General features: G+C 34.0%; 12 protein-coding genes. 8 read left to right on the top strand and 4 right to left on the bottom strand.

The window, feature by feature from the left end:
• Positions 1-20: 20 nt before the first annotated feature.
• Positions 21-1,538: a choice-of-anchor I family protein gene (locus tag BD847_RS03310; RefSeq protein WP_115886828.1), complete on the bottom strand. Its 1,518-nt coding sequence runs from the start codon at positions 1,536-1,538 to the stop codon at positions 21-23.
• Between the two features lie 187 nt (positions 1,539-1,725).
• On the opposite strand from BD847_RS03310, the gene BD847_RS03315 reads away from it, so the two are divergent.
• Positions 1,726-2,766: an agmatine deiminase family protein gene (locus BD847_RS03315; RefSeq protein WP_115886829.1), complete on the top strand. Its 1,041-nt coding sequence runs from the start codon at positions 1,726-1,728 to the stop codon at positions 2,764-2,766.
• Positions 2,767-3,078: 312 nt separating this feature from the next.
• Here BD847_RS03315 and fahA read toward each other — a convergent pair whose 3' ends face one another.
• Positions 3,079-4,362 (bottom strand): fumarylacetoacetase, encoded by a 1,284-nt coding sequence (gene fahA, locus BD847_RS03320; RefSeq protein ID WP_115886830.1) that lies wholly within the window; start codon positions 4,360-4,362, stop codon positions 3,079-3,081.
• 108 nt (positions 4,363-4,470) lie between these two features.
• Here fahA and glyA point away from each other — a divergent pair, with 108 nt between their 5' ends.
• The 4 genes from glyA (at position 4,471) to BD847_RS03340 (ending at position 8,253) form a co-directional block, all read left to right on the top strand.
• Complete coding sequence (gene glyA / locus BD847_RS03325; RefSeq protein WP_115887332.1) at positions 4,471-5,745, top strand: serine hydroxymethyltransferase; 1,275 nt, start codon at positions 4,471-4,473, stop codon at positions 5,743-5,745.
• A 138-nt stretch (positions 5,746-5,883) separates the two neighbouring features.
• Complete coding sequence (gene miaE, locus BD847_RS03330) at positions 5,884-6,477, top strand: tRNA-(ms[2]io[6]A)-hydroxylase (protein ID WP_113678404.1); 594 nt, start codon at positions 5,884-5,886, stop codon at positions 6,475-6,477.
• A 232-nt stretch (positions 6,478-6,709) separates the two neighbouring features.
• Complete coding sequence (locus BD847_RS03335; protein ID WP_115886831.1) at positions 6,710-7,750, top strand: GMP reductase; 1,041 nt, start codon at positions 6,710-6,712, stop codon at positions 7,748-7,750.
• Between the two features lie 2 nt (positions 7,751-7,752).
• Positions 7,753-8,253: a GNAT family N-acetyltransferase gene (locus BD847_RS03340; RefSeq protein WP_115886832.1), complete on the top strand. Its 501-nt coding sequence runs from the start codon at positions 7,753-7,755 to the stop codon at positions 8,251-8,253.
• On the opposite strand, the gene BD847_RS03345 is transcribed toward BD847_RS03340, so the two are convergent.
• Positions 8,250-8,723: a hypothetical protein gene (locus tag BD847_RS03345; RefSeq protein WP_115886833.1), complete on the bottom strand. Its 474-nt coding sequence runs from the start codon at positions 8,721-8,723 to the stop codon at positions 8,250-8,252. The genes BD847_RS03340 and BD847_RS03345 overlap by 4 nt on opposite strands.
• Positions 8,724-8,757: 34 nt before the next feature.
• Positions 8,758-9,336, bottom strand: a complete 579-nt coding sequence (locus tag BD847_RS03350) for a pentapeptide repeat-containing protein (protein WP_115886834.1) — start codon at positions 9,334-9,336, stop codon at positions 8,758-8,760.
• A 217-nt stretch (positions 9,337-9,553) separates the two neighbouring features.
• Between BD847_RS03350 and BD847_RS03355 the strand changes: the two genes are divergently transcribed.
• The 3 genes from BD847_RS03355 (at position 9,554) to BD847_RS03365 (ending at position 13,049) form a co-directional block, all read left to right on the top strand.
• Positions 9,554-10,825: a BamA/TamA family outer membrane protein gene (locus BD847_RS03355; RefSeq protein WP_115886835.1), complete on the top strand. Its 1,272-nt coding sequence runs from the start codon at positions 9,554-9,556 to the stop codon at positions 10,823-10,825.
• 144 nt (positions 10,826-10,969) lie between these two features.
• On the top strand, positions 10,970-11,644 hold the full coding sequence (locus BD847_RS03360; protein WP_115886836.1) for a response regulator transcription factor: 675 nt from the start codon (positions 10,970-10,972) through the stop codon (positions 11,642-11,644).
• 1 nt (position 11,645) lies between these two features.
• A complete protein-coding gene (locus BD847_RS03365; RefSeq protein WP_115886838.1) occupies positions 11,646-13,049 on the top strand; it encodes a HAMP domain-containing sensor histidine kinase in 1,404 nt (467 codons plus the stop codon).
• Positions 13,050-13,068 lie beyond the last annotated feature (19 nt).

Raw genomic sequence — 13,068 nt, forward strand, 5'->3', positions numbered from 1 at the left:
CCCTTTTACTAAAATAAAATCTATTTTAAGTCCGGCTGATATATTTTTACAGTTCCGTCACCTTCGCTGCTTACAACCAATAAACTTCTTTTGGTTGGGCTTTTAGAAGCAGGAATAAATAATATTCCTTCTGGTGCGTCTCCTGTTTTTACTGTTTGCAAATATTGAGGAGAATTAGGGTTGCTAACATCATATGTCATAAAAGCATCAGATCTTTCAAGACCTACAAACAAAATGTTCTGATTTCCCATTTTGGCTACAACTACTGCTTCAGGTTCAGAGCCTTTATCGTCGCTTCGTTTGTCATCGTAAGTTCCTAATTCATTGGTTTTCTTGTCAACATCATTTTTGCTGTCATAAACAATTTTTCCAGTGTTTCCGTTCCATATAGAAAAAGAACGAGCTCCAAAACTTACCATTTCGTCTAAATCTCCATCACCATCAGTATCTCCCATATCAGAAACAAGATTGAGTCTTCCAAGATTGGTTTCCAGTTTCAAAGTTGCAGCATCAGGAAATACAGTCGCATCAAGTTTCATGTCTTTCATTCGTTTGATGTCTGAATATGCGGCATATTCTCTGGCGTCACCTTCATTTGCAGTAATAAAATAAGGAATATTATTCGCAGAAAAATGGCTGATAGCATCAGGCATATACATACCTTTCACTTTCCACGGATTAAAAGCAATTTTATCATCTTTATCGCTTACATCAATTGCATTTTCTCCAGTATTATAATCTTTTAAACCTAAAGGATAAATAGCAGTAATCGTTTTTGAAGTCAAATCTACTTTTGCAACACCATTATTTTCTTGTAAAGTTACCCATGCAGTTTTCGAATCATCAGAGATAGTAATGTATTCTGGTTCGATATCCTGAGCAAAACTTTTTGCGTATTTCGAAACTCTGAATCCGTCTTTTATCAACGTAGCTGCTTGATTTGCAAATGAACTGAAATCTAAAGTTGTTACGGTATACGTACTTGTTTCAATAATTGAAATTGTTCCGTTTGGATCTTGAGAATAATCCGTATTTGGTTCTCCTTCATTGGCAGTCATGATAAATTTTCCGTCTGGAGAAAAAGTAATCATATCAGGCAAAGCACCAACAGAAACTTGTTTTATTAAGCTGTAATCTGATGTATTGAAAACTACTACTTTTCCGTTTCCTTGCTTGTTAACGGTTGATTCTAAAGCAACAGCCAGTTTTCCATCAAATACTGAAACACTGTTTGCAGCACCCTCGTAAGTTGCTAAATCAATTTTCCCAATTTTAGTTGGCTTTGTAGGATCAGCAATATCAATAATATCAATTTGGTTTACACCGCTGTTATTTACGGTGAAAAGTCTTTTTGTTTTTTCGCAATAAGCAGAGATTTCGGCCGCTGCTTCACCGCCAATGGTTATAGAACCAATTTCTTTAAAGGTTCCCGGGTTTTCGTTTACAGTAACTTCTGCTTCACCATTTGAGTTTTCGTCATTATTACAGCTTGCCATGATGAAAAGGGCTGCTAATAATGAGATTGATAATTTTTTCATTTGTTAGTTTTTAGTTTTGGTAAAAGTAATTAGAGCGTTCAAGTCAAATATTAAGCAGGTATTATTTAATCTTTAACTTAATTTTTGGAAGATAATTTCTGTGAAATACCAGACGATTTTTATTCAGATGTTTTATAATCCTAACGAATGCTTATCTTTGTACACTTTCAAAAAATAGAACCTATTTATGTCAACAAATAATAGAAGATTTCCAGCAGAATGGGAAAAACAACAAGGAATCGTGTTATGTTTTCCACATAATGGCAACGACTGGCCAGGAAAATACGAAGCGGTTCAATGGGCTTTTGTAGAATTTATTAAAAAAGTAGCCACTTTTGAAACTGTTTTTTTGGTCGTAGCCGATGAAAAACTGAAAGAAAAAGTTGCTGATATGCTTGAAAGAGCCCGAGTTAATATTGATAATGTTTCTTATATCGTTCACAAAACCAACAGAAGTTGGATGCGTGATTCTGGACCAATTATCGTCAAAAATGGTTCAAAAAGAGAAGCTTTGAATTTTAACTTCAACGGTTGGGCGAAATATAAAAACTATCAATTAGATAAATTTGTTCCAGGCAAAGTAGCAGATTTTATTGATGTTCCTTTAACACAAGTTATGTATAAAGGAAAGCCGGTAATAGTAGAAGGCGGAGCAATTGACGTAAACGGAAAAGGTACTTTATTGACTTCTGAAGAATGTTTGATGCATCCAACTATTCAGGTTCGTAATCAAGGTTTTACAAAAGAAGATTATGAAGCCGTTTTTAAAGAATATCTTGGTGTCACAAACGTAATTTGGCTTGGAGATGGAATAGAAGGTGATGATACACACGGTCATATAGACGATTTATGCCGATTCGTAAATGAAGATACTATTGTAACCATTGTAGAAACCGATAAAAACGATTCAAATTACAAACCTTTGCAGGATAATTTGAAACGTCTTCAAAATGCAAAATTAGAAAACGGAAATTCGCCTGTTATTGTAGCATTACCAATGCCAAAACGTGTTGATTTTGAAGATTTGAGATTACCAGCAAGTTATGCTAACTTCTTAATCTTGAACAACTGCGTTTTAGTGCCAACATTCAACGACAGTAACGATCGCGTAGCTTTAAATATACTAGCAGAATGTTTTCCAGACAGAGAAGTAATCGGTATAAGCTGTATTGATTTCATCTGGGGATTCGGAACTTTGCATTGCTTAAGCCAGCAAATTCCTGCTTAATTTTTTATTGCCACTAAGTCACAAAGGCACTAAGTTTTTTATGCGTTTGTCAGGCTGAGCGAAGTCGAAGCCCCGCAAAGTGTAGAAAAGTTAAAAGTAATATTTGTTATTTCGACGTAAGGAGAAATCTCCACAAGTTGCTCTGTTCCGAAAAGCAAATCTTTGAGGAGTTTCTCGTGGAGATTTCTCCTTACGTCGAAATGACAAAAAATGAGATAAATCTTTTCGAGATGAATATAAAAACATAAAAAAACCTTGGCTCTCACCAAGGTTTTTTACTTTCTATATCTCTTCAGATGCTACATCTGCTCTTCATTGTCTTACAAATGGCGGTAAAAGTTGACTTGCAACTTCTCCAAATCCGATTCTAACTTCATTGCTTTCGCAGAAACCGCGAATAATTACGGTATCATTATCTTCAATAAACTTACGTTCACTTCCATCTTTTAATGTAAGCGGATTTTTTCCTCCCCAGGTTAATTCCAACATAGAACCAAAACTGTCCGGAGTTGGACCTGAAATAGTTCCTGAACCCATCATGTCACCAGAATTTACACGACATCCATTTGATGTATGATGTGCCAATTGCTGTGCCATTGACCAGTATAAATATTTGAAATTTGATTTTGAAACAACAGTTTCTTCTTGATTTTCAGGTTGAATTGAAACTTCTAAATGAATATCAAAAGCTTTTTTTCCTTTTGTTTGTAAATAAGGAAGCGGTGACGGGTCTTGTTTAGGTCCTTTTGTTCTAAAAGGCTCCAAAGCATCCATAGTTACAATCCACGGAGAAATTGACGTAGCAAAGTTTTTTGCTAAGAATGGTCCAAGAGGCACATATTCCCATTTTTGAATATCGCGCGCACTCCAGTCATTCAATAAAACCATTCCGAAAATATAATCTTCTGCTTCATAAGTTGGGATATTTTCTCCCATAATATTTGCATCAGTAGTAATAAAAGCGGTTTCAAGCTCAAAATCTACTAAACGAGAAGGTCCAAAAACAGGATAATCTCCGCCAGCAGGCATTGTTTGTCCCATTGGTCTGTGAACCGGAATTCCAGACGGAACAATTGTAGAGCTTCTTCCGTGATATCCAACCGGAATATGCAACCAGTTTGGAAGAAGCGCATTTTCTGGGTCGCGGAACATTTTACCTACGTTTGTAGCGTGTTCTTTGCTTGAATAAAAATCAGTATAATCGCCAATTAAAACAGGCAATTGCATCTCGACATCGTCAATGTTAAAAATAACAATATCGCGGTCTTTTGTTGAATCTCTAAGCTGTGGATTAGTTTCGTCGAAGATATCTGCAATGCGATTTCGAACTAAGCGCCATGTTTTTTTTCCGTCGGAAATAAAATCATTTAGCGTGTCCTGCATAAACATATCATCAGTTAAATCTATTCCTTCAAAGTAGTTTAATTGTTGTAAAGCCCCTAAATCTATGGCATAATCGCCAATTCTTGTTCCTACAGTAACGACATTTTCTTTGGTAAGAAATACACCGAAAGGGATATTCTGAATAGGGAAGTCACTATTTTGCGGTACTTCTAACCATGATTTTCTTTTGGTATCGTTGGCGGTTATTGGCATGTGAATGTTAATTATTTGTTGAAAAATTACATGTCAAATATATCATAATCTAACAGGATGACAAACGTTTTTTTGTATTTTTGCATCAAATTAACGAAAAACGAAAAAATGCAACGCGACGAACAAATTTTTGATCTTATCCAAGAGGAAAAAGAAAGACAAATTCACGGATTAGAGCTTATTGCTTCTGAAAACTTTGTAAGTGATGAAGTAATGCAGGCAGCTGGTTCTGTTTTAACGAATAAATATGCTGAAGGTTATCCTGGCAAAAGATATTACGGAGGCTGCGAAGTAGTTGACGTTATTGAGCAAATTGCTATTGACAGAGCTAAAGAATTATTTGGTGCTGAATACGCAAACGTACAGCCACACTCAGGTTCTCAGGCAAATACAGCTGTGTACCACGCATGTTTGAACCCTGGCGATACTATTTTAGGTTTCGATTTATCTCACGGTGGTCACTTGACACACGGTTCTCCTGTAAACTTTTCAGGACGTTTATACCGTCCGGTTTTTTACGGTGTAGATGCTGAAACTGGCCGTTTAGATTATGATAAAATCCAGGAAATCGCAACTAAAGAACAACCAAAATTAATCATCGCTGGAGCTTCGGCTTATTCTCGCGATATGGATTTTGCTCGTTTCAGACAAATTGCTGATAGTGTAGGAGCAATCTTATTTGCTGATATTTCTCACCCAGCTGGTCTTATTGCAAAAGGATTATTAAGTGATCCAATTCCACATTGTCATATTGTTTCTACAACAACTCACAAAACATTAAGAGGACCACGTGGTGGTTTGATTTTAATGGGGAAAGATTTCGAAAACCCACAAGGTTTAAAAACTCCAAAAGGAGAAATCAGAATGATGTCTTCATTATTAGACTTAGCTGTTTTCCCTGGAAATCAAGGTGGACCTTTAATGCACATTATTGCTGCTAAAGCGGTAGCTTTTGGTGAAGCGCTTAAAGATGAGTTCTTTACTTACGCAATGCAATTACAAAAAAATGCAAATGCAATGGCAGATGCTTTCGTAAAAAGAGGTTACAACATCATCTCTGGCGGAACTGATAACCACATGATGCTTATTGACTTAAGAAATAAAAACATTTCTGGTAAAGAGGCTGAAAATGCATTAGTAAAAGCTGAAATCACAGTAAACAAAAACATGGTTCCTTTTGACGATAAATCTCCATTTATCACGTCTGGAATTCGTGTTGGAACAGCTGCAATCACAACTCGTGGTTTAGTTGAAAAAGATATGGAAACTATCGTAGCTTTAATCGATAAAGTTCTTACGGATCATACAAACGAAGACATTATTGAAGAAGTTGCTGAAGAAGTAAACGAATTAATGAGCGAAAGACCGATTTTTGCATATTAATTAGTTTAAAGTTTAAGGTTTCAAGTTTAAAGTTTTGTAATGCGAAAATAAACGTATTACGAAACTTTAAACTTTTTTCGTTTAGAATGGAAAACTTTAAACTTGAAACAAAACAAACCTGAAACAAAAAACAAAACTATGGGCGTACTAAGATTACAATTGCCAACCGACCCAAGATGGGTAAATATTGTTGAGAAAAACATTGAAGAAATCTTGACAGATCATGCTTGGTGCGAGCAGAAAGCGGCAACAAATGCGATTACAATTATTACCAATAACTCAGAGCATCAAGATTTAGTTCAGGATTTATTGGCTTTAGCCAAAGAAGAAATCGATCATTTTGAGCAGGTTCACAATATCATCATTAAACGCGGATTGAAATTAGGACGCGAGCGTAAAGATGATTACGTAAACGAACTATATCAATACATGAAAAGAAGCGGCGACGGAAGCCGTGTTTCTGGTCTTGTAGAAAGATTATTATTCTCGGCAATGATAGAAGCCAGAAGCTGTGAGCGTTTCAAAGTGCTTTCTGAAAATATAAAAGATGAAGAATTGGCTGTTTTCTATAGAGAGTTAATGGAAAGCGAAGCTGGACATTACACGACTTTCATTACTTACGCACGTAAATACGGTAAAGGAATCGACGTTGAAAAACGTTGGAGAGAATGGCTGGAATTTGAAGAATCAATCATTACCAATTACGGAAAAGGAGAAACGATTCACGGGTAGTTTTTTTAGTGTTTAGTTTTTTAGTGATCAGTCGCAGTCGCAGTTTTCAGTTTTTTCTTTGTGAAACTTTGTGAATCTTTGTGAAATTTAAAAAAAATCCGTTTTAATCCGCGTTTTCGCGTTAGTGAATCAGTTTAATCTGCGTCGCAATTTATACGATTAGATTTAATCTAAAATTTTCAATCTAAAGTCTAAAATTCCTTACATTTGAGAGTAACCAAAATCTCGAACGATGAGAATAGAAATGGACCTAAAATTAGGTTTTAAAGATGTAATGTTTAGACCAAAACGATCAACGCTAAAAAGTAGATCTGAAGTTTCATTAGAGCAAAATTTTAAGTTTTTGCATAGCACAGCATCGTGGACAGGAATTCCAATTATGGGAGCCAATATGGACACAGTTGGAACTTTTGAAATGGCTCAGGTTTTGGCAAAAGAAAAGCTTTTTACGGCCATTCATAAACATTATACCTTAGAAGAATGGAATAGCTTTCTTCAAAATGCAACTCCAGATTTCTACGATTATATTGCGGTCAGCACAGGAACGGGAAAAGAAGATTTCGAAAAGATTGAAAAAATAATCACTTCAAATCCTTCACTAAAATTTATCTGCATTGACGTTGCAAATGGTTATTCAGAACATTTTGTTCAGTTTTTAAAGAAAACCCGCAAACAATATCCTGATAAAATAATAATTGCCGGAAACGTAGTTACTGGAGAAATGACCGAAGAGCTTTTATTAGCTGGAGCTGATATCGTAAAAGTCGGGATTGGACCAGGTTCTGTGTGCACAACTCGTGTAAAGACTGGCGTGGGTTATCCGCAACTTTCTGCCATTATAGAATGTGCCGATGCTGCTCATGGTTTGGGAGGACATATCATCAGTGATGGTGGTTGTACAACTCCCGGCGATGTTGCCAAAGCTTTCGGAGCCGGAGCTGATTTTGTAATGTTGGGCGGAATGCTCGCCGGACATACTGAAAGCGGAGGTGAACTAATCGAAGTAAAAGGAGAAAAATTCAAACAATTTTACGGAATGAGTTCCAAAACCGCAATGGATAAACATTCCGGCGGTGTTGCAGAATATCGCGCAAGCGAAGGAAAAACAGTTCAGGTTCCTTTTAAAGGAGATGTAATTCACACTGTTTTAGATATTTTAGGCGGAATTAGAAGTACTTGCACTTATGTGGGAGCCTCAAGATTAAAAGAATTGACTAAACGAACGACTTTCATCCGCGTAAGCGAGCAGGAAAATCAAGTTTTTAAAAAATAAATATGATTAAGATTACCGAAGCATTTGTTGAAGATATTGCTAAAATTCAAGAAATTGCACACATAACTTGGCCAATAACATATGGCGAAATTTTGACTACAGAACAATTAGATTATATGTTGGATCTTATTTATTCTGATGAAGCTTTATCAAAACAAATTCAGGATAAAGAACAATTGTTTTATTTGATTTCAGATTCAGAATCAGTAATTGGTTTTATCGGAATTGAACACAATTATAAAAATGAAGCGATAACTAAAATCCATAAAATCTACCTTTTACCGGAAACGCAAGGGAAAGGTTATGGTAAAATTGTTTTTGAATCTATTGAAAAACTGGCTTTAGAGAATAATTCAGAACAACTTTTGTTAAATGTTAACCGATTTAATACTGCTTTAAATTTCTATAAAAAGCTTGGTTTTGATATTAAAGAAACGGTCGATATTGAAATTGGAAATGGATATTTAATGGAAGATTATGTGATGGGTAAAAAGCTAGTTTAGCCAAGAGTATTTACACGGAAATCAAAGAAAGTCTTATTGGTTAAATTATATTTTATATTCCAATAATAACTGCCGCCATCTGAAATATATTGGCATACAGTTTTCCATTTGTCTTCTTTGTTTTTGTTAAAAAAAGGTTGGTTTTCATTTTCTCTCCATAGAAAATTTATATAAATAATCTTTTCGCCTTTGTCGTTAAAAAAGCCAATATATTGTCTATTATAGTTGTTTAAGTTTTTATGTATTAATGGTTTGAATTTATTAGTGTTTATGATTTCAATATTCTCATTTAATGAAATTTCTAGTTCAGTGACTTCATCTGAAGTCGGAGTAAAACGTTTCAGATTATCGAAAAGATAGCAATCACAATCCTTTGGAAATATTACTCCTTTATCATCAAATAAAATTGTTTTTTGGGAATAAGTTATTAGATGGACAATTAAAAAAAAGAATATAGTTAGTTTTTTCATTTCGCTTTATCTTAAAATCTTAATTAAATTTTACTCAACTCACAAGTACATCATACTTAAACAACAAACCTTTCACTTCCTTCAAAGAAAAAACAGCTTTCTTCAATTTAGTTTTGGATGGATCAATAGTATAATTATAACTCGTTTTAAAATCAGCCTTGTTGGCGATGGCTTTGTCGAATTCTGAACGATACAAATCGCAATTATAAAAAACAACACTAGTGAGATCTGCCGCCATAAAATCTACTGCTATTAAACTACAATTGGTAAAAATTGTTCCTTTAAGTTTTAAAGTATAAAACTTCGAAAAATCCAATATACAATCATTAAATTCTATTTCGAAAATTAATTTGTCGCACATGGCAAAATTAACTTCTTTGATCTCGCATCGGTTAAATCTTGCGGTTCTGAAAGCTACATAATTTATTTTGGCTTCGTTAAAGATACAATCATTAAAAACGCAGTCGATAAAGGTGACAGCAAGAAAAGTGCAGGCAGAGAAATTACAATTATTAAAGACACAGCATTCAAAGTCTTTAAAATTAAGATCTTCTTTTGCGTAAATCGTTTTATTGTATTTTTTGTCAAGAAAATATTCGCTTTCTTTTTTCAATTTAGTAACTCGTTTTTTAAGAGTGAAAAGGTACTAATTTGTGACAAAATAGAAAGTGAAAAATGTTAATCATTTTAAAATGCTATTTATGTGTATGAAAGAAAGTTACGATTTCTTTTCGTCTTATCTTTTTTAGGATATTAAGCTAATATCTTGAAAATTAGCTATATATTTACAATGGAATTGATTATTGTTTCTAAAAAATTAAAGCTTGCAAATGGTAAAATTTTTAAAAAATAATTATTTTCAGAAGAAATATAAAATCTTAGGATTTTTGCTTTTTATTCAATTTAGTCTGACCGCACAAACAGCTATAGATAGCTCGAAGATTTGTCCTCCCAAAACAATATTAGAAATCTTTAAAAAAAGAGATTCAATTTACGTTGTAAAACCCATTAAAAACAGTTTTTTTCTTGTAATTCCGGCCATTGGCTCGCAGCCTGCAACAGGATTTTTCTTTGGTGGTGTGGCACAATATACTTTTAAAGGAAAAGAAAAAGCTGATAAATACTCCATTGCCAATTTAGGAATCACTTATACAACTAAAAAACAGTGGTTGGTAAACGTCAAGAACAATATTTTGCTAAAAAACAATAAGATATTTTTGAGTGGCGATTATCGGTTATATATATTTTCGCAGCCCAATTATGGTTTAGGTACTGATATTATTCCACCTCGTCGAGATCAGGTTCCTGGTTTCAGCATCGATTCGATTGCGCAGCCAATGGATTATAATTATTTTAAATTTCACCAAGCAGCTTCTTTTGAAGTACGAAAGAATTTTTATGTTGGTGGAGGAATAAATATCGATTGGTATTCGAGTATTGTAGATAAAGATCTTGACGTTGCTAACGGGAAATTTACCTATCATTACGACTACAACCAAAAATATGGATTTAATGACAAAGAATATTTTCTGAACGGAATGAGCCTTAATTTGGTTTATGATTCCAGAGATAATCAGGTGAACGCTACGCATGGCTGGTTTGCTAATATAAATTATCGTTTTAATCCAGTTTTGTTTGACAATCAGGAAGTAAGTAATGTTCTTTATGCTGAATACCGAAATTTCATTCCGGTTTCGGCAAAAGATCCCCGATATATTTTGGCGCTTTGGACGTATGGGCAATTTGTAACTAAAGGTAAAGTGCCGTATCTCAATTTGCCAGCCATAGGCTGGGATCAGCGAAGCAGGAGTGGAGAAGGATATACGCAAGGATTGTTCAGAGGAACTAATTTGGTTTATCTCGCAACCGAATTCAGATTTCCTTTAAGCTGTAATCAAATGTTTAGCGGAACGGTTTTTACCAATTTTGTAACAACAAGTAACCCTGATACAAACACAAAATTATTTCATGCCATTCAGCCCGCTGCGGGAGTTGGTTTGCGAATTTTAATAGACAAAGCAACGAGAACCAACCTAATTGTCGATTATGCGTGGGGTAATAATTCAAAAGGATTTTACTTAAATGCAGGAGAAACTTTCTAATTACAGCAGATTCTTTCTGAAAAATAGAAGACTCATTTTTTTCTGCTCATAAAACGTTATTGTTCATAATAAAATCATAATTCTGATGATTTACAACATTATTTCTGAACTCAATCCTTATTTTTGTTGTATAACCACGATTAAATGAAATTACTTATAGTCGAAGATGAACCAAATCTTCTTTCCATTTTGCGTAAAGGATTTGCTGAAAACAATAATGAAGTAAGCGTAGCACTCGATGGCAAAACGGCTCTCGAGATGATTCATAATTATAATTTTGATGTAATTGTATTGGACGTTATGCTTCCGGACATTAACGGAATCGAAATTTGCAGAAGATTGCGCGCGAGCAAAAATTTTGTTCCAATCTTGCTTTTGACTGCTTTGGGAACTTCAGAAAATATTGTAACCGGACTTAATGCCGGTGCCGACGACTATTTGGTTAAGCCTTTTAAATTTGGAGAACTTGATGCAAGGGTAAATGCATTAAACAGAAGAGCAAATCAGGAAACTGAAAAAATTGATACGATACAAATTGGCGATTTAGAAATAAATGGCAAGGCAAAAACAGTAAAAAGAGATAATGAAACTATTGTTTTGACTGCCAAAGAGTTTAAATTACTGTATTATCTGGCTAAGAATACGGGACGTATTGTTTCTAGAGATCAGATTTTGGACAATGTGTGGGACATCAATTTTGATATGAATACCAATGTTGTAGATGTTTATATTACCTATTTAAGAAAAAAAGTAGATAAACCGTTTAAAACTAAACTGATTCATACCATGAAAGGTTTAGGATATGTGATAAAACCTTAAAATGGATATAAGAAAAAGAATAACTTATACATATGTAGCGCTTTCTACTTTTAGTACTTTATTACTGTGCCTTATAGTACTTATTTTATTTAAAGAAAATAACCGCTATCATTTCCTGAAGCGATTAGAAGACCGCGCAAAAATTGTTGCGTCAATTCATTTTCAAAAAGATCCTGAAAAAAGTAAATATTATAGTAATCTTAAAAGAAATGGACTCGAAGAGCTCATCGAAGAAGAAGAATATGTACTTAAAATAAACAGTGCTAATAGTTTTGATTATAATACAAACCTAAATCTTCCTAATTCATTTTATTCTAATATCCTGGAAACAGGAAAAGATTATTTTGAGACAAACAGTAAATATTATTTAGGTCAGGTTTTTACAGAACACAATCAAAAATACATTGTAATTGTTGGTGCGAGAGACCGTAGAGGAAAAACAACTACTATTTATATTGTAAAAATTTTGCTTTTTGGCGGAATCGGATTTGTGATTCTGGCGTTTTTATTGGGACGTTTTTTAGCAAAAAAAGTAATTAATCCTGTAGCAAGAATTACAAAAGAAGTTAATAGAATTAGTGCTTCAAACCTTCATAACAGATTGCCCGAAGTTAAAAACTCAGATGAAATTTCAGATCTTACGGCTACTTTCAATGATATGCTCGATCGTCTGGAAACTTCATTTGAAATACAGGCAAATTTCATCAATAACGCTTCTCATGAATTAAAAACTCCAATTACGACAATTATTGCCGAGTCGGAAATTATGCTTTTGAAGGAACGTGAAGTTGCTGAATATGTGCAATCGTTAGAAAATATTTACAGTCAGGCATCACGATTAGGAAATTTGACCGAAAGTTTATTAAAGCTTACGCAAACAGGTTATGATGGTAATAAACAGGTTTTGGATATTGCCAGAATTGATGAGTTATTATTGGATGTAAAATCAGATTTAGACAAAATATATCCGGATAATCGTGTGAGTATTAAACTTAATTTTGCTCCAAAGGATTCTAATTTGCTTTTAATTCCCTGCAACAAGCCACTTTTAGAATTAGCGATTAATAATATTATTACAAATGGTGTAAAGTATTCTGATAACAATGAGGTTTTTGTAACGCTGTCTGCCAATCAGGACGCTATTAAAATTGCAATAAACGATATCGGAATCGGAATTCCTCCAGAGGATATTCCGCATTTATATGAACCTTTTTTCAGAGGTAAAATTGCAGCCAAATATATTGGTTACGGTTTAGGTCTTCCGTTGGCGTCAAAAATCATTCGTATGCATGATGGTGAAATCCAGGTTCAGTCCGAACAGAATAAAGGGACCATTGTGACTATTATTTTTGCAAAAGCCAAAATTAAGAAGAACAACATTAAAAAATCTAATGTTGAATCTTAGAAAATTCTAATTTAAGATT

It is taken from the genome of Flavobacterium cutihirudinis (assembly GCF_003385895.1).
Lineage (GTDB): Bacteria > Bacteroidota > Bacteroidia > Flavobacteriales > Flavobacteriaceae > Flavobacterium > Flavobacterium cutihirudinis.